The organism is Cupriavidus sp. 2TAF22, assembly GCF_052115045.1.
GTDB lineage: Bacteria > Pseudomonadota > Gammaproteobacteria > Burkholderiales > Burkholderiaceae > Cupriavidus.
The window spans coordinates 279,791-297,786 of the sequence record NZ_JBFRFX010000004.1; the positions used below are offsets into that span (position 1 = coordinate 279,791).

The following is a 17,996-nucleotide window of genomic DNA, read 5'->3' on the forward strand; positions in this document are numbered from 1 at the left end:
CTTACCGCCCATGACCTCCCAACTTGCCAAGAAAGGCGAAGCCTGGTCCGCCCGCTTCTCCGAACCGATGTCCGACCTGGTGAAGCGCTACACCGCTTCGGTGTTCTTCGACAAGCGCCTGGCGCTGTTCGACATCCAGGGTTCGCTCGCGCACGCCGCCATGCTGGCCAAGCAGGGAATCATCGCCGAGGCCGACCGCGCCGAGATCGAACGCGGCATGACGCAGATCCGCGGCGAGATCGAAGCGGGCAGCTTCGAGTGGAAGCTCGACCTGGAAGACGTCCACCTGAACATCGAGGCGCGCCTGACCGCGCTGGTGGGCGACGCCGGCAAGCGCCTGCACACCGGCCGCTCGCGCAACGACCAGGTGGCCACCGACATCCGCCTGTGGCTGCGCAGCGAGATCGACACCATCATCGGCCTGCTGGGCGCGCTGCGCGGCGCGCTGCTGGACCTGGCCGAGAAGAACGCCGACACCATCCTGCCGGGCTTCACCCACTTGCAGGTGGCCCAGCCGGTCACCTTCGGCCATCACCTGCTGGCTTACGTGGAAATGTTCACGCGCGACGCCGAGCGCATGGCTGACTGCCGCCGCCGCGTCAACCGCCTGCCGCTGGGCGCGGCCGCGCTGGCCGGCACCAGCTACCCGATCGACCGCGAGTTCGTGGCGCAGCAGCTCGGCTTCGACGGCGTGTGCCGCAACTCGCTCGACGCCGTCTCCGACCGTGACTTCGCCATCGAGTTCTGCGCCGCCTCGGCGCTGGTGATGACCCATGTCTCGCGCTTCTCGGAAGAACTGGTGATCTGGATGAGCCCGCGCGTGGGCTTCATCGACATCGCCGACCGCTTCTGCACCGGCAGCTCGATCATGCCGCAGAAGAAGAACCCGGACGTGCCCGAACTGGCGCGCGGCAAGACCGGCCGCGTCAACGGCCACCTGGTCGGCCTGCTGACCCTGATGAAGGGCCAGCCGCTGGCCTACAACAAGGACAACCAGGAAGACAAGGAGCCGCTGTTCGACACGGTGGATACCGTGGCCGACACGCTGCGCATCTTCGCGGACATGGTGCCGGGCATCTCCGTCAAGCCCGAAGCCATGCGCGCCGCCGCGCTGCAGGGCTACGCCACCGCGACCGACCTGGCCGACTACCTGGTCAAGCGCGGCCTGCCCTTCCGCGACGCCCACGAAGCCGTGGCCCACGCCGTGCGCGCCTGCGACGACCGCCGCTGCGACCTGGCCGACCTCACCGTGGCCGAGCTGCGCGACGCCACCGGCCTCGGCGACAAGGCCGCGCTGATCGGCGACGACGTGCATGCAGTGCTGACGCTGGAAGGCTCGGTCGCGGCGCGCAACCATATCGGCGGCACCGCGCCGGCGCAGGTGCGCGCGGCGATCGCCGCCGCGCGCGCGGCCCTTTGAGCAAGCGCCGCACGCAGCCGTAAGTTTCACGTAAGTTCCGCAGTAGAGAAAAGCCGCCAGGGCATGCGTCCTGGCGGCTTTTTTTCTTTATCCGCGATTTTTGCGCAATGCGGTAGGTATTAGCCCCAAGCGCCGATGCATTTTGTTACAGATAAACTAATCGCCGCAAAAACCGGGGAGACAACCCATGTATTACTTGCTTGGTCTGTCACGACAGATCGACAGGTTGAATCAGCATACGGGCAGGCTTGCAAACATCATGATCCTGCTTTCGTGTCTGATCAGCGCAGGCAACGCCCTGCTGCGTTACGGCTTCAACCTTAGCGATAACTGGCCGCTCGAATTGCAGTGGTATATGTTTGCCATTGCCGTGATGTTCGGCACGTCATACACCTTCCAGCGCAACGAGCACGTGCGCGTGGACCTGATCTACGGCAACGTATCGGAACGCGCGCAGCACTGGATCGACATCTTCGGCATCATTTTCTTCCTGCTGCCTTCGTGCGTGCTGTTCGCCTGGCTGTCGTGGGAATCCCTCTTCCTGCCCTCGTGGCGCATCCTCGAGCAATCGGGTAATTCCGGCGGCCTGCCGCGTTATCCGATCAAGCTGGTGGTGCCCCTCGGTTTCGCCCTGCTTGGCTTGCAGGGCGTGTCCGAGCTGATCAAGCGCATTGCCGCCCTCCAGGGCCTGGTGCGCATCGAATCGAAATACGAGAGGCCGGTGCAATGACGATTCCTTTGGAATTCATGCCGCCGCTCATGTTCGGCGGCCTGGTGGTATTCATGCTGATCGGCTTCCCGGTCGCATTTTCGCTGTCTGCCGTGGGCCTGGCCTTCGGCATCCTGTCCATCCAGTTCGGCTTTTTCCCGGTCAGCTTCCTGCAGGCGGTGCCCAGCCGCGTGTTCGGCAGCGTGCTGGCCAACGAGCTGTTGCTGGCGATCCCGTTCTTCACCTTCATGGGCGCGATCCTGGAGAAGTGCGGGCTGGCCGAGGACATGCTCGACTCCATGGGCCAGCTGTTCGGCCCGGTGCGCGGCGGCCTGGGCTATTCGGTGATCATCGTCGGCTTCATCCTCGGCGCCATCACGGGCACGGTGGCGGCCCAGGTGATCGCCATGGCGATGATCTCGCTGCCGGTGATGATGCGCTACCGCTACAACATGAAGTACGCCACCGGCGTGCTCGCGGCATCGGGCACCATCACGCAGCTGGTGCCGCCTTCGCTGGTGCTGGTGGTGCTGGCCGACCAGCTCAAGACGCCGATGGGCAGCGCCGACGTGGGCAGCATGTACCTGGGCGCCTGGGGCCCGTCGCTGGTCCAGATCGCGCTGTTCGCGCTCTACACCTTCGTGCTGGCGCGCATCAAGCCTGACTGGCTGCCGCCGGTGCCGCCGGAAGAACGCACGCTGCGCGGCTGGCCGCTGTGGCGCAAATGCCTGCGCGGCATCATCCCCTGCGCGGTGCTGATCTTCCTGGTGCTGGGCACCATCATGCTGGGCATTGCCACCCCCACCGAGTCCGGCGCCATGGGCGCGGTCGGCGCGCTGGTGCTGGCGGTGCTGCGCGACCCCGGCTTCGGCAAGCTGGACCGCACGCTCTATCGCACCGGCATCGTCGCTACCGGCGTCGCCATCGTCGCCGGCTTCTTCGCCTTCGGCTCGCACGCCTTCCGCATCCCGCTGGCGGTGGTCTACCTGGTGATCGCCTGGCTGATCCTGCGCGCCGGGCAACTGACCGACCTGCGCGGGCTGATCGTCGAGGCCTACCAGTCCACGGCCCGCATCACCGCCATGGTGGTGTTCATCCTGATCGGCTCCACCTGCTTCTCGGTGGTGTTCCAGGGCGTGGACGGCGGCGCGTGGGTTGAGCATATGTTCACCTCGCTGCCGGGCGGCTGGATCGGCTTCCTGCTGGTGGTGAACCTGTTCATCTTCTTCCTGGCGTTCTTCCTCGACTTCTTCGAGATCGCCTTCATCGTGGTGCCGATGCTGGCGCCGGTTGCGGTCAAGGTGCTGACGCCGGTGGTGGCGGCCTCGATGGGCGGCAACCCGGAAGCGGCGGCCACGGCGGCGCTGGTGTGGTTCGGCGTGATGCTGTGCGTGAACATGCAGACCTCGTTCATGCACCCGCCGTTCGGTTTCGCGCTGTTCTACCTGCGCGGGATCGCCCCCAAGGAAGTGAAGAGCTCGGACATCTACTGGGGCGCCCTTCCCTGGGTGGGCCTGCAGATGATCATGGTGGTGATGGTGATGTTCTGGCCGGGCATGGTCACCATGTTCCTCGACAAGGGCTCGCTGCACCATAGCAACTCGGCGGAGGTCACGATCCCGCTCGGCGACAGCGGGGGGGCCTCGGCGCCGCCAGCGGGCGGTGCGGGCGGGGCCAGCAGCCCGGGCACGCTCGAACTGCCCTCGGCACCGCAGAGCGAACCGGCCGCGCCGCAGTTCGAGTTCGACAAGAAGAACTGAACCGGCTGGCAGCCGCCATGAAAAAAGGTCCCGCATGCGGGACCTTTTTCTTTTGCGGCGCGAGCCGCGCGCCTACGGCAACAGCACGATGGCGCCGGTCGTGGCGCGCGCCTCGGCGGCGCGGTGCGCTTCGGCGACCTGCTCCAGCGCATAGCGCGCGCCGATGGCGGCGCGGATCGCACCCTGCCCGAGCGCCTGGAACACATCGGCCGCGTTGGCGCGGAAAGTCTGCGCATCGGCGTTGTGCGGAAACACCGAGGGCCGCGTCAGGAACAGGCAGCCCTTCTTGTTGAGCAGTTCCGGCTCGATGGCCGCCACGGGACCGGACGCCGCGCCATATAGCGCCACCAGCCCGAACGGCGCCGTGCAGTCCAGCGAACCGAGGAAAGTGTGCTTGCCCACCGAGTCGTAGACCACGCGCGCCTTGCGCCCGCCGGTGGCGTCGATCACCTGCCGCACCCAGTCCGCCTGCGAGTAGTCGACGGCGATATCGCAGCCGGCCGCCAGCGCGATCTCGCACTTGGCCGCCGAGCCCGCCGTGCCGACCACGGTGGCGCCGAGGGCCTTGGCCCAGCTGCTGAGGATCTGGCCCACGCCACCGGCGGCGGCATGCACGAGCACGATGTCGCCAGGCTCCACGCGGTGGGTTTTCCTGACCAGGTACTGCGCGGTCATGGCCTTGAAGAAGACCGCGGCGGCGGCCACGTCGTCGATGCCGTCGGGCAGCTTGACGAGCTTGTCGGCGGGTACGTTGCGGCGGTCGGCGTAGGCGCCGATGCCGGCATGCATGTAGACCACGCGGTCGCCCGCGCGCAGGCTGGTCACCCCCTCGCCCACCGCCTCGACCACGCCGGCCGCTTCATGGCCGAGCCCGGTCGGGCTGGGCAAGGGATACTTGCCCGAGCGCTGGTACACGTCGAGGTAGTTGAAGCCGATGGCGGTCTGGCGCAGTTGCACCTGGCCGGCCGCCGGCGCCGGCAAATCGGTCGTGACCAGCCGCATCACCTCCGGGCCGCCGAATTCGGTGAGTTCCACCGCACGCGCTGAAGTCATGTTCTCTCCGTCAAGGTTGCATGGATCGCTACGAAGGCAACTCTAACGGATTCCCGGAAACGGCGTCGTGTGCCGCTGCGGCGGCTTCAGCCCCTCGCCTGGCTTCGCTGCGGCCCGCTTCAGCCCGCTTCAGCCCGCTTTACTTCACGCAATCGACGAAATACGCCCTGCCGCCGCCCTCGACCTCTTCCTCCACCAGCCCGTGGATGTCCGTCTCGAAGCCGGGGAACAGCTTGTTGAAATCGCGCGCGAACTTCAGGTACTGCACGATGATCCGATTGAAACGCTCGCCCGGGATCAGCAGCGGAATGCCCGGCGGATACGGCGTGAGCAGGATGGCGGTGACGCGGCCTTCCAGCTCGTCCACCGCGACGCGCTCGATCTCCCGGTGCGCCATCATGGCCCACGCGTCCGACGGCTTCATCGCCGGTTCCATGTCCGACAGGTACATCTCGGTGGTCACGCGGGCCACGTCGTTGGCCTTGTAGACGCTGTGGATGGCATCGCACAAGTCGCGCAGGCCCATGCGCTCGTATTGCGGGTGCTTGGCCACGAACTCGGGCAGCACGCGCCACAGCGGCTGGTTCTGGTCGTAGTCGTCCTTGAACTGCTGCAGCTCGGTCACCAGCGAGTTCCAGCGGCCCTTGGTGATGCCGATGGTGAACATGATGAAGAACGAGTACAGCCCGGTCTTCTCGATGATGATGCCGTGCTCGGCCAGGTACTTGGTGACGATGGCGGCCGGGATGCCGCGCTCGCTGAACTCGCCGTCCACGTCGAGGCCCGGGGTGATGATGGTGGCCTTGATCGGGTCGAGCAGGTTGAAGCCGTCGGCCAGGTCGCCGAAGCCGTGCCAGCGCTCGTTGGCCTTGAGCATCCATTCCTCGCGGTCGCCGATGCCGTCCTCGACCAGCGCGTCGGGGCCCCATACCTTGAACCACCAGTCGCCGTTATTGCCGGCATCGTAGTCGCCTTCCACCTTGCGCATGGCGCGGCGGAAATCGATGGCTTCCTGGATGCTTTCTTCCACCAGCGCGGTGCCGCCGGGGGCTTCCATCATCGCCGCCGCCACGTCGCAGGAGGCAATGATCGAGTATTGCGGGCTGGTCGAGGTGTGCATCAGGTACGCCTCGTTGAAGCGGTAGCGGTCCAGCTTGCGCGTGTCCGAATCCTGCACAAGGATCTGCGAGGCCTGCGACAGGCCGGCCAGCAGCTTGTGCGTGGATTGCGTGGCGAACACCAGCGCGTCCTTGCTGCGCGGGCGGCCTTTGCCGATCGCGTGCATGTTGTGATAGAACTCGTGGAATGCCGCGTGCGGCAGCCAGGCTTCATCGAAATGCAGCGTGTCGATCTCGCTCGCCAGCATTTCCTTGATCTGTTCGGCGTTGTACAGCACGCCGTCGTAAGTGCCCTGGGTGATGGTCAGGATGCGCGGCTTCTGGTTCTTGGCCTGGCTGGCGAACGGGTGCGCGGCGATCTTGCGGCGGATGGTCTCCGGATCGAACTCGCTCTTGGGGATCGGGCCGATGATGCCGTAGTGATTGCGCGTGGGCATCAGGAAGACGGGGATCGCCCCGGTCATCATGATCGCGTGCAGGATCGACTTGTGGCAGTTGCGGTCCACCACCACGATGTCGCCCGGCGCCACGTTGGCATGCCACACCATCTTGTTCGAGGTGGAGGTGCCGTTGGTGACGAAGTACATGTGGTCGGAGTTGAAGATGCGCGCGGCATTGCGCTCCGAGGCCGCCACCGGGCCGGTGTGGTCGAGCAGCTGGCCGAGTTCGTCCACGGCGTTGCAGACGTCGGCGCGCAGCATGTTCTCGCCGAAGAACTGGTGGAACACCTGGCCGACCGGGCTCTTCAGGAAGGCCACGCCGCCGGAGTGGCCGGGGCAGTGCCACGAGTAGGAGCTGTCCTGCGCGTAGGCGATCAGCGCCTTGAAGAACGGCGGCGCCAGCGAGTCGAGATAGACCTTCGCTTCGCGGATGATGTGGCGCGCCACGAACTCCGGCGTGTCCTCGAACATGTGGATGAAGCCGTGCAGCTCGCGCAGGATATCGTTGGGGATATGGCGCGAGGTACGGGTCTCCCCATACAGGAAGATCGGCAGGTCGGTATTGCGGCGGCGCACTTCATTGACGAAGGCGCGCAGCTTCTCGATGGCCGCCGCTTCGGGGCGGTCGTCCTCGCTGACGAACTCGTCGTCGTCGATCGACACGATGAACGAGGACGCCCGGCTGGACTGCTGCGCGAACGAAGTCAGGTCGCCGTAGCTGGTGAGGCCCATGACCTCCATGCCTTCCTGCTCGATGGCCTGCGCTAGCGCACGGATGCCCGAGCCGGAAATGTTCTCGGAGCGGAAGTCTTCATCGATGATGATGACGGGAAAGCGGAATTTCATAGGGCATCCTTGGGCGGCAAGAAGGACTTGAGCCACATGGCCCGGGGACGCACTCCCCTGGGCTGCATGTGGCTCGGCGTTCAGGCTTGGCGTGCGGCTGGTCGATGCTCCCCGTGGAGCCGGCCGCGCCGCGACGCGCGCATTGTAAAGGGATCAGGTCTTCGGCAGTGTGACACCGTGCTGGCCCTGGTACTTCCCGCCGCGGTCGCGGTAGGAAGTCTCGCAGATCTCGTCGCTCTCGAAGAACAGCACCTGGGCGCAGCCTTCGCCGGCGTAGATCTTGGCGGGCAGCGGCGTGGTGTTGGAAAACTCCAGGGTCACGTAGCCTTCCCATTCCGGTTCGAACGGCGTCACGTTGACGATGATGCCGCAGCGCGCGTAGGTGCTCTTGCCCAGGCAGATGGTCAGCACGCTGCGCGGGATGCGGAAATACTCCATCGTACGGGCCAGCGCGAAGGAATTGGGCGGGATGATGCAGACATCGCCCCTGAAGTCGACGAAGGACTTCTCGTCGAAGTTCTTGGGATCGACGATGGTGCTGTTGATATTGGTGAAGATCTTGAATTCGTCGGCGCAGCGGATGTCGTAGCCGTAGCTCGAGGTGCCGTACGAAACGATCTTGCGGCCGTCGGACTCCCGCACCTGACCGGGCTCGAACGGCTCGATCATGGCGTGTTGTTCCGCCATGCGGCGGATCCACTTATCGGATTTGATGCTCATAAGGGTACCGGGATGAACAAATGAGGGCAGGCTCGGGGGCGCGGCCGGGCGGCGGCCTTGCCGCGCCGGGCAGCCGGGGAACGCTGCTCGCATTTGCTCACGGCACGCCGGACCTGCCGGGGCCTCGCGATGGGCCGCATTGTACAACCAATTGCCGGTGCTCCCGGCTTCAGGCGGGACAGCCCGCCGCAGCGGGGAATCCGGGCGGCCGGGGCCGGTGCAGCGCGGGAAACGCGGTGCGCAAGGGAGGATCGGGAATGCGGCGCCGATGTCGCGCGTGCCCGTTGCGCCCGTTGTGCCCGTTGCGCGCGGGACGCGGCGCCCGTCGGCCGCAGCGACCGCGCGGGCAAGCAAGGGCGGCGGCCCGCCCCGCGCCCGCTCGTCAGGACTTGGCGACGACGCCGCAGGCGATGCGGCCGCCGGAATTGCCGGTCGGCTGCGTACGGTAGTCGTCCGGGTCCTTGTGCACGACCACGGCATGGCCCACCACGCTGGTGGGGCCGGGGCTGACGGTCACGCCGCTCAGCTCGAAGCTGGCCTGGGCACGGCCGCTGGCATCGGCTCGGAGGTTGTTGATGTCGCCTGCATGGTGGTCGGGCATCGACATCGAGCCGTGCGGCTTGCCGGTCGGGTTGAAATGGCCGCCTGCGCTCATGGCGTCGGGGCTCGAGCAGTCGCCCTTCTCGTGTACGTGGAAGCCGTGCTCGGTGTTGGGCGGGAGGCCGGTCACGTCGGCCTTGACCAGCACGCGGTCACCGCGCTGGGTGAAGGTCACGGTGCCCTGCGTGGCGGTGCCGCTCTTGGCGTCCAGGCTGGCGACGGCGCTGTCCCCGCCGTTTGTCCCCATGCCGCCGCAGCCCGCCAGGGTGCCCACCAGGGTGCCCACTAGCGCCAGACCGAAAAGTACGCGTACATGCTTCATGCCGAACCTCCTCTCACGGTGTTGTGCGGCTGATTGTACCGCTCCAATGTGACGCGCTGTGGTGAGTTTGCTGCCAGTTGGCGCGCCGTGACCGACATCGGGCGGCAAGCCGCCGGGCGGCCGCGCCGGCGTCAGGCGGGTTCGAGCGCGATGGACTCGACCGCCATGAATGCCGAAAGCAGCCGCACCACGCGCGCGTAGAAACGCGCTTGAGGGTGCGCCGCCACGGCATCGGCGAAGTCGCCCACCCATGGCCGCAGGTAGCTCGCGAAAAAATGCTGCTGGGCCGCAAGGCCGCCGGCGCCGGCCTGCCCGCCCGCCACCAGCACACGCATCACCTCGCACAGCGTGCCGATATGATCCTCGCTCTCGCCGACCCCTTCGCGCCGGACGAGGCCATGGCGCGCCAGCTCGTCGCGCAGCGCCGGCAGCGGGCAGGCCCGCGCATAGCGGGCGCCCTGCGGCGAGACGGCGGGAGTGGGAGCGCCACCGAACATGGCCTGGTACTCGCCCGCGGCCTCGGCGACGGTGGTGGCGGACGCCGCATCGCACAAACGGTTCCACGCTTCACCCAGCGCCGTCGCGGCATCGTCGCCATGGGCACGGTTCGCGGCGATATGGTGGAGCAGCACGGCATCGGGCGCACGGTACAACAGCGTGGCCAGCAGGCCGTACAAGTCGGCGCGTGCCGCTTGCTCGGCATCGGCGGCGAAATCAGCGGTGAAATCGGCGGCAGCGTCTGCCGCCGGCGGGATCAACTGGATCGGCTGGAAATCCGTCATATGGGGTGTTGGCTGGCGCGGGCGGCCGCAGCCGCCCGGCCCAATGGTGCTCAGGTGTTCTGCACCACGATGCTGGGGAACTTGCTGGTCATGTCGCGCGCGCGGTCCGCCACCTTCACCGCCACCTTGCGCGCCATGGCGCGGTACAGCTCGGCGACGGGGCTGTCGGGATCGGCCACGACCGTGGGGCGCCCGGTGTCGGCCTGCTCGCGGATCGAGCGGTTCAGCGGCAGGCTGCCCAGCAGTTCCACGCCGTAGTCCGCGCACATCTTCTCGCCGCCGCCTTCACCGAAGATATGCTCTACGTGCCCGCAGTTCGGGCAGCAGTAGACCGCCATGTTCTCGACGATGCCAAGGATGGGGATGCCGACCTTCTCGAACATCTTCAGGCCCTTCTTGGCATCGAGCAGCGCGATGTCCTGCGGCGTGGTGACGATCACGGCACCTGTCACCGGCACCTTCTGCGACAGCGTCAGCTGGATGTCGCCGGTGCCCGGCGGCATATCGACGATCAGGTAGTCGAGGTCATGCCAGTTGGTCTGGCGCAGCAACTGCTCCAGCGCCGAGGTCACCATCGGGCCGCGCCACACCATCGGGTTGTCCTGTTCGATCAGAAAGCCGATCGAGTTGGCCTGCAGGCCGTGGCCTTCGAGCGGCTCCATGGTCTGGCCGTCCGATGACTCGGGGCGGCCGGCGATGCCGAGCATCATCGGCAGGCTGGGCCCGTAGATGTCGGCATCCAGCATGCCGACACGTGCACCTTCGGCGGACAAGGCCAGCGCCAGGTTGACGGCGGTGGTGGACTTGCCCACGCCGCCCTTGCCGGAGGCCACCGCGATCACGTTCTTGACGCCCGGCAGCAGCTTGACGCCCCGCTGCACCGCATGCGAAACGATCTTGGTGGTGACGGCCACGCTGGCATTGGTCAGGCCGGGCAGCTGCTGCAACGCGGCAACGACCGCCTTGCGCATCGGCTCCAGCTGGCTCTTGCCGGGATAGCCCAGCTCGACCTCCAGCGACACATCGCCGCCATCGACCCGCACGTTGCGGGCGGAACGGGTGGACACCAGATCCCGGCCCGTGTTCGGGTCGATCACGGTGCGCAGGACTTCGGTAACCTGGTCGATGGTGAGGCTCAAGACAATCTCCGCTACTGAATATGGGGAAGCCGCGTACTGTATCAAAGTATGGACCACGCGCTGGTCGAGGGTGGTGCGGGGGCGACAAGTCCCTGCATCGCACATGGATTTACACGCACTTACAACTGTCACAGGCGCATGCTTGTGCAGCCGGCACCATGTCTTTATTGTAGTGCGCCAGAAACGCCTGCCCCGGCGTAATGCCGCCGGGCACTTGTATTCACGTGCCGTCCGCGTTATTTCTAGCGGTGTTGTACGCACCCCGTCAAATCAAATCCAGCCAGAAAGATTCGTCCTGAAGGAGAAAGCATGAAACTCAAGTTCGTCAGCCTTGCCATCGTCGCCGCGCTCGCCGCCGGTTGCGCCACCGAACAGGGCACCCAGACTGCGGTCGGCACCGGCGTGGGCGCTGCGGTCGGCGCGGGCCTGGGCAACTTGATTGGCGGCAATACCACCGGCACGCTGGTGGGGGCGGCGGTGGGCGGTGCCCTGGGCGGGGCCACCGGCTACAACTGGAACACCATCCGCGGCAAGCTGAACAAGGACACAGCGGGCACGGGCACGCAGATCACCGAACAGCCGGACGGCTCGCTGAAGGTGAACATCCCCAGCCAGGTGACCTTCGATACGGACAGCTCCAGCATCAAGCCGTCGTTCCGCTCGGTGCTGGACCAGGTCGCGCAGACCCTTGGCCAGCACCAGGACGTAACGGCGACCGTGGTGGGGCATACGGACAGCACCGGCAACCCCAGCTACAACATGCAGTTGTCGCAGCGCCGCGCGCAGAGCGTGGCCGGCTACCTGGGTGACCGCGGCGTCTCGCGCAACCGCCTGGCAGCCGAAGGACGCGGGCAGACGCAGCCGGTGGCGGATAACGCCACCGAGGCGGGCCGCGCACAAAATCGCCGCGTCGAAATTTTTTTGAAACCAATTCAAGGATGATGGAGTCATAGAAACAGGTACCGCTTGTCACCGTTGCTGGCTCGCGATGGGTGACTGACCTCCCGGGCGGTACCTGATTTCTCCTCCTTTTCCGTTGTGGAAAGCTGCGCCGGCTCTGACCGGCGCTTTTTTTGTCCCGATGATTTCGAGTTATCCCTGGATCACACGAGAAGGCACCGAATTCCCGCCGGGCCTGTCCCGCCCGGCGGCGCGGGCCCCGTGCCCGCGCGCGCTGGCCACACCGCTTGTTAGAATAGCCGTCTTGCGGCGCGCGCCCTGACGCATGCTCCGGCGCCCGCCCGCCACTTTGTTTACCCCCTGACCGGCAATTCTTCCATGACCGCACGTCGCATCCTCGTCACTTCTGCCCTGCCATACGCCAACGGCCAGATCCATATCGGCCATCTGGTGGAGTACATCCAGACCGACATCTGGGTGCGCTTCCAGCGCATGATGGGCAACGAGGTCTACTACGTGGGCGCGGACGACACGCACGGCACGCCCGTGATGCTGCGCGCGGAGAAGGAAGGGATCACCCCCAAGCAACTGATCGACCGCGTGTGGACCGAGCACAAGCGCGATTTCGACAGCTTCCAGGTGTCGTTCGACAACTACTACAGCACCGATTCGGAAGAGAACAAGCAGCTCTCCGACAAGATCTACCTGTCGCTGAAGGCCGAAGACCTGATCGCCGAGCGCGACGTCGAGCAGTTCTACGACCCGGTCAAGAACATGTTCCTGCCGGACCGCTTCATCAAGGGCGAGTGCCCGAAGTGCGGCGCCAAGGACCAGTACGGCGACTCCTGCGAGGTGTGCGGCACCACCTACGTGCCCACCGACCTGAAGAACCCGTACTCGGTGGTCTCAGGCGCCACGCCCGTGCGCAAGTCGTCCGCGCATTACTTCTTCAAGCTGTCCGACCCGCGCTGCGAGAGCTTCCTGCGCGAGTGGGTGGCCGACCTGGCCCAGCCGGAAGCCGCCAACAAGATGCAGGAATGGCTGGGCGGCGAAGGCGAGGCCTCGACCCTGTCTGACTGGGACATCTCGCGCGACGCGCCCTACTTCGGCTTCGAGATCCCGGGCGCGCCCGGCAAGTATTTCTACGTGTGGCTGGACGCGCCGATCGGCTACTACGCCAGCTTCAAGAACCTGGCGGAAAAGAAGGGCATCGACTTCGATGCCTGGGTGGGCCCGCATTCGACCGCCGAGCAGTATCACTTCATCGGCAAGGACATCCTCTACTTCCACACGCTGTTCTGGCCGGCCATGCTGCGCTTCTCGGGCTACCGCACGCCGACCAACGTGTTCGCCCATGGCTTCCTGACCGTGGACGGCGCCAAGATGAGCAAGTCGCGCGGCACCTTCATCACCGCGCAGAGCTATATCGACACCGGCATGAACCCGGAATGGCTGCGCTACTACTTCGCCGCCAAGCTCAACGCCAGCATGGAAGACCTCGACCTCAACCTCGAGGACTTCATCGCGCGCGTGAACAGCGACCTGATCGGCAAGTATGTCAATATTGCCAGCCGCGCCGCCGGCTTCCTGGTCAAGCGCTTCGACGGCGTGGTGGACGAAGCCGCGCTCGCGCACCCGCTGCTCGAGCAGCTGCGCGAAGCCGCGCCGCAAGTCGCGCATCTCTACGAGAGCCGCGAATACAGCAAGGCGCTGCGCCTGGTGATGGAGCTGACCGACGCCGTCAACGCCTTCGTCGACACCGAGAAGCCCTGGGAGCTGGCGCGTGACGAGAGCAAGCGCGCGGCCCTGCACGCGGCCTGCTCGGTCTCGCTGGAAGCCTTCCGCCTGCTCACCGTCTACCTCAAGCCGGTAGTGCCGCTGATGGCCGCCGGCGTGGAGCGCTTCCTCAATATCGAGCCGCTGGACTGGCGTGCCATCGACCGGCAGCTCAGCGCGGCGCGCCCCGTGCAGCCGTACTCGCACCTGATGACGCGCGTGGACGCCAAGCAGGTCGACGCGCTGCTGGCCGCCAACCGCGATTCGCTGCAGGCCACCGCGCCAGCCGCCGAAGCGGGCACCGGCACCGCCACCATCGAGCCGATCGCCGAGACCATCACCATCGACGACTTCGCCAAGGTGGACCTGCGCGTGGCCAAGATCGTGGCCTGCCAGAAGGTGGAAGGTTCGAACAAGCTGCTGCAGCTCACGCTGGACCTGGGCGAAGGCAAGACCCGCAACGTCTTCTCCGGCATCCAGTCTGCCTACACGCCGGAGCAGCTGGTGGGCAAGCTCACGGTGATGGTGGCCAACCTGGCGCCGCGCAAGATGAAGTTCGGCCTGTCCGAAGGCATGGTGCTGGCCGCCTCCGCCGCTGACGAGAAGGCCACGCCGGGCCTGTGGATCCTGGAGCCGCACGAAGGCGCGGTCCCGGGCATGCGCATCCGCTAGGCGGATCGCCGGGGCGGCAGGACAGGATCAGCCGCCCTGCACCTTCGAAGGATCATCGCTGCGCGAGGTGTGCGTCACCTTGCCGGCGGCGTCGAAGTGCACATTGAAGAAGGCCTTGTCCTGCGAGGTCTCCCACCAGCGGTAGCCCCACACTTCTTCCTTCTTCAGCGCGAAGGCTTCCACCTTGGTGGGCTTGCCGAGCAGGCGGCGGATGTCGTCGCGGCTCATGCCGGCGCGCACGCGGGCGAAGTTCTCCGCGTTCAGCACCTGCTCGATGGCCCGGACCTTGCCGTCGGCGCCGATCGTCACCATCCACGTGGTGGCGCCTTCCGGGCCGCGCGGATATTCGAGCCGGCGCCCGCCCGCGTCTTCCTCCCACACGATCTCCGGGCGCCCGGCCTGGCGCCGCACGTCCTCCTCGCCCGACTCGCCGACCACGATGCCCTTGAACAGCTGGCTGTCGGGCTTGACCGAGTTCCAGGTCGCGCGCGCGGTATCGCCCGCCTTCTTCATGGCTTCGTCGACCTTCTGCTGGTCGCACCCGAGCAGGGCGAGCACGGAGGAAATCAGTCCCATGGCGGCAAGGCGCCGGTACGGCGCAATCGTGGATGGAAGGCGCCCATGGGCGTCAGGGCCGCGCGGGCGCCGCCGCATCCGAGGCGGGATTGCCCGGCGCCGGGCTTCTGTCACTGTCGGCCTGCTGGCTGGCATCGGTCTGGCTCCTTGCGCTCGAGGCACCGCTGAACAGGTTGCCCCAGTTGTTGAAGCGGCGGTTGAACAGCAGCGAAAGCCCGTTGATCGAACCACCCTTGGCAATCAGCGACCAGCGCCGCGAGAAGGCCCAGGTCAGCTTGACCACGTTGGAAGAGCTGGTCAGGCTCTGTTCGTAGCCTACCGAGATCTGCTCGGTCACCGCCTTGCCCACGCTCACCACCTGCTGTTCGTTCAGGCCCGCCGTGCTCGGCCCGATCGAGAACTCGTCGATACCCAGATGCTGCACGATGCCCTTGCCGGCGCGTCCGCCCAGCATGCCCAGCGCCGCGCCACCCAGGGCGCCCGCATTGAGCTGCTGCGACTGGCCGGTGGTATTGCTCTCCGCGCCGTAGCCGAACATCAGCCATGACAGCTTATCCTCATCCGGCACATTGGGTTCCGAGACCAGCCTGACGCGCGGCAGGCGCACCGTGCCGGTGACTTCCACGCCGGCCTCGACCTCCTGGTTGCGCCGCATGGCGCGGATGTTCAGGTTGGGATTGTCCACCGGGCCGTTGAAGTTGACGATGCCGCGCTCGATGTTTAGCTTGCGCCCGAACGCCTCGTAGGTGCCGTCGGTAACGCGGATGGTGCCGGTGGCGCGCACCGGCGTGAGCGGCGCGCTGCGCACGCCCAGCTGGCCCGCCAGCCTGAGGTCGGCGCCGGCCCCGCGGAAGCGGAAGTTATCGCCCAGATCCAGGGTCAGGTCGATCAGCGGGCTGAAGCGGCTGGCCGGCTTGGCTTCCGGCGCGGGCGTCGCGGCGGTCTTCACTTCGCGCTGGTCACGCCGTCGTACCACCACCACATCGTCGCCCAGCACCGGCGCGCCGGCCTTGGGCAGGTCGAACAGGCCGCGGTCCACGCGGAACTTGCCGCGGATCACGATCTGGCGGTTCTCGTTGAGGATATTGGCATCGCCCGAGATGATCAGGGTGCGTTCCGGGCTGGCGAAGATCTGCAGCTTGTCGGCGACGATCCTGCCGCTCAGGTTGGGATCGGTCTCGCCCAGCTTCACATTGCCGGTGGCGACGATCTTGCCGTCACCGCCGTGGAACTCGACCTGCTTGAGCTCGATGGTGTTCTGGTCCAGCGCCACGCGCACGATGCCGTCGGTCAGGCGGATGCCTTCGTCGTACATCGTGATGGCGATGCCGTCGCCGTCGATGGTGCCGGTCAGCAGCGGCTGGCCCACCGTGCCCGCCAGCTGCATGGTGGCCGCCAGCTTGCCGTCGAACGCATATTGCGGCCCGGTCAGCGCCTCCAGCGTCTTGAGCCGCGGGACGTCCATCGACACCTTGCCCGCCAGCGGCGAGGCCGGCGTCACCGTCATCAGGCCCTGCTCCAGCACCAGGCCGGCCGAGGCGTCCACCACCAGCTTGCCCAGCCGCGAGGCAGTGACGCCGCCGCGCACGCTGATGTGGTTGCCGGACAAGTCGGCACGCAGCGCGCTCTCGCCAAGCCCCAGCGTCGTGATGCCGCGGCCCGCGCTCACCGAGACGTCGCCGCTGCGCCGGCGCAGTTCGGCAAAGCCGGCCACGGTCTCCGCCAGCGTGATGTTCCAGCTGCCGTCGAGCACCAGGTCCGAGCGCACCGGCGGCGCCTCGCCGGTGAGGGCTTCGGCCAGGCGCAGCAGGTTGGCCACCTGAAGCCCGTCGAGCTTGCCCTGGGTGCGGATGCGCCCGTGGTCGAACTCGAAGCTGTCCACGTTCACGCGCGCCTGCTCGAACTGCAAGCCGGCCGCGCCCAGCTTGACGCGCTGGTCCGCCACCTGCAGCTGCGTGGGCGCCACCAGCCGGACGTTGACGGTGCCGCGCTCGTCCAGCGTGCGGATCGTGCCGCTCCAGCCCTGCTGGCCCTGCCAGGCGCCCTGGCCGGCCAGGGTCAGCTGCAGCGGCCGGTCGTGCATCGCGCCGGCCGCCTTCAGGTCGAAGGTGTGGCTGGCCTGCGTGCCGCTGAGCGTGGCGTCCAGCGTGCGCAGCGAGGCGGCCGGCCCGCGGTAGTCACGCACATTGAGCTGCAGCGCCAGCGTGCCGTTCAGGCCGCCGCGCAACTCCGCGGTGCCGCTGGCGCTGGCCACATGGTGCGGGCCCACCACCAGCGACTGGGCGTTGTAGCTGCCCACCACCTCGGGCCTGGCCAGCGTGCCGGTGATGTCGGCGTCGAGCTTGAGCACGCCGGCCACGCCGAACTTGAGCCGGTCGAGCTGGGGCGCATCCACATGCAGCCTGAGGCGGTCGCCACGCGCGCCGAAGCTGCCGCTGAGCTGCGCCTGGTTGCCGGCCATGTCGAGCGTGGCCTGGCTCGGCAGCAGGCGTTCGCCGGCCAGCCGCAGCTTGCCCTCGCCGCGCATCGGCAGGCCGGCATAGACACTGTCGCGCACCGCGAATTCGATCGATATGCGCCGCTCGGGCGCGAGCGTACCGCTGGTGGTGAAATCGGCATTGATGCTCCCGGGCGCCACTTCGGCCAGCCGCGCAGGGTCGAAATTGGCGAGCTTGCCCTTGAAGCTGAACGGCTGGCCGTCCTTGAGCGAGAGCTTGCCTTCGGCATTGAGCGAGCCGGTGCCGATGCCCGCGCGCAGCGCGGTCAGCGTCACCGCATCCGCATCCAGGTGCGCATCGGCGAACAGCTTGAGCCCGCCGCCGGACAGGTCCACCGCCACGCTCTGCCGGCCCGGCTCGAGCCGCAGGATCACGGGCCCCGACAGCCGCACGCGGTGCAGGCTGCCGTGCAAGGCCTTCGGGTCCAGGTCGCGCACATCCAGGTCGAAGCCGCCGCGGCCGTCGCGCAGCGCGCCGCTGCCGCGGATCTCGCCGCGGCCCGGCAGCGCCACGCGCAGGTCGCGCACGATCTGCGCGGCCTCGCTGACCTCCACGCGCGCCTGCACCGACTCCACCGGCAGGCGCTGCGCGTCGATCGGCCCGGCCTCGTGGTTGACCACGCGTACCTCGCCGGCCACGCGCAGTGGCGCCCGGCCGGCCTGGCG

General features: G+C 67.1%; 13 protein-coding genes. 5 read left to right on the forward strand and 8 right to left on the reverse strand.

The genetic code is table 11. The features are described from left to right. Positions 1-10 precede the first annotated feature (10 nt). From argH to AB4Z48_RS07700, 3 genes are all read left to right on the forward strand, one after another. The gene (gene argH, locus AB4Z48_RS07690; protein ID WP_441613304.1) at positions 11-1,420 is read left to right on the forward strand and encodes an argininosuccinate lyase; all 1,410 of its coding nucleotides are present in this window, start codon (positions 11-13) and stop codon (positions 1,418-1,420) included. 187 nt (positions 1,421-1,607) lie between these two features. Then, positions 1,608-2,150, forward strand: a complete 543-nt coding sequence (locus AB4Z48_RS07695; RefSeq protein ID WP_441613305.1) for a TRAP transporter small permease subunit — start codon at positions 1,608-1,610, stop codon at positions 2,148-2,150. Beyond that, positions 2,147-3,889, forward strand: coding sequence for a TRAP transporter large permease (locus tag AB4Z48_RS07700; RefSeq protein ID WP_441613307.1), 1,743 nt, complete (start codon positions 2,147-2,149; stop codon positions 3,887-3,889). The genes AB4Z48_RS07695 and AB4Z48_RS07700 overlap by 4 nt, the downstream gene beginning before the upstream one ends. 72 nt (positions 3,890-3,961) lie before the next feature. On the opposite strand, the gene AB4Z48_RS07705 is transcribed toward AB4Z48_RS07700, so the two are convergent. The 6 genes from AB4Z48_RS07705 to apbC form a co-directional block, all read right to left on the reverse strand. Continuing rightward, positions 3,962-4,942: a quinone oxidoreductase family protein gene (locus AB4Z48_RS07705; protein WP_441613308.1), complete on the reverse strand. Its 981-nt coding sequence runs from the start codon at positions 4,940-4,942 to the stop codon at positions 3,962-3,964. A gap of 139 nt (positions 4,943-5,081) precedes the next feature. Then, positions 5,082-7,346 (reverse strand): Orn/Lys/Arg decarboxylase N-terminal domain-containing protein, encoded by a 2,265-nt coding sequence (locus AB4Z48_RS07710; RefSeq protein ID WP_441613309.1) that lies wholly within the window; start codon positions 7,344-7,346, stop codon positions 5,082-5,084. A 153-nt stretch (positions 7,347-7,499) separates the two neighbouring features. After that, positions 7,500-8,066: a dCTP deaminase gene (dcd, locus tag AB4Z48_RS07715; RefSeq protein WP_441613310.1), complete on the reverse strand. Its 567-nt coding sequence runs from the start codon at positions 8,064-8,066 to the stop codon at positions 7,500-7,502. 382 nt (positions 8,067-8,448) lie between these two features. Continuing rightward, a complete protein-coding gene (locus tag AB4Z48_RS07720) occupies positions 8,449-8,988 on the reverse strand; it encodes a superoxide dismutase family protein (protein WP_441613311.1) in 540 nt (179 codons plus the stop codon). A 131-nt stretch (positions 8,989-9,119) separates the two neighbouring features. Further along, a complete protein-coding gene (locus AB4Z48_RS07725; protein WP_441613312.1) occupies positions 9,120-9,770 on the reverse strand; it encodes a TorD/DmsD family molecular chaperone in 651 nt (216 codons plus the stop codon). A gap of 50 nt (positions 9,771-9,820) precedes the next feature. Further along, complete coding sequence (gene apbC / locus AB4Z48_RS07730; RefSeq protein WP_441613313.1) at positions 9,821-10,909, reverse strand: iron-sulfur cluster carrier protein ApbC; 1,089 nt, start codon at positions 10,907-10,909, stop codon at positions 9,821-9,823. A gap of 309 nt (positions 10,910-11,218) precedes the next feature. On the opposite strand from apbC, the gene AB4Z48_RS07735 reads away from it, so the two are divergent. Further along, positions 11,219-11,851, forward strand: coding sequence for an OmpA family protein (locus AB4Z48_RS07735; protein WP_441613314.1), 633 nt, complete (start codon positions 11,219-11,221; stop codon positions 11,849-11,851). Positions 11,852-12,187: 336 nt separating this feature from the next. Further along, positions 12,188-14,257, forward strand: coding sequence for a methionine--tRNA ligase (gene metG / locus AB4Z48_RS07740; protein ID WP_441613315.1), 2,070 nt, complete (start codon positions 12,188-12,190; stop codon positions 14,255-14,257). Positions 14,258-14,284: 27 nt separating this feature from the next. Here the strand turns inward: metG and bamE are convergent, their stop codons facing one another. Together bamE and AB4Z48_RS07750 are read right to left on the reverse strand one after the other, a co-directional pair. Then, the gene (bamE, locus tag AB4Z48_RS07745) at positions 14,285-14,833 is read right to left on the reverse strand and encodes an outer membrane protein assembly factor BamE domain-containing protein (protein WP_441613316.1); all 549 of its coding nucleotides are present in this window, start codon (positions 14,831-14,833) and stop codon (positions 14,285-14,287) included. Between the two features lie 52 nt (positions 14,834-14,885). Then, on the reverse strand, positions 14,886-17,996 hold a 3,111-nt coding region (locus AB4Z48_RS07750; protein WP_441613317.1), incomplete at its 5' end, for a translocation/assembly module TamB domain-containing protein.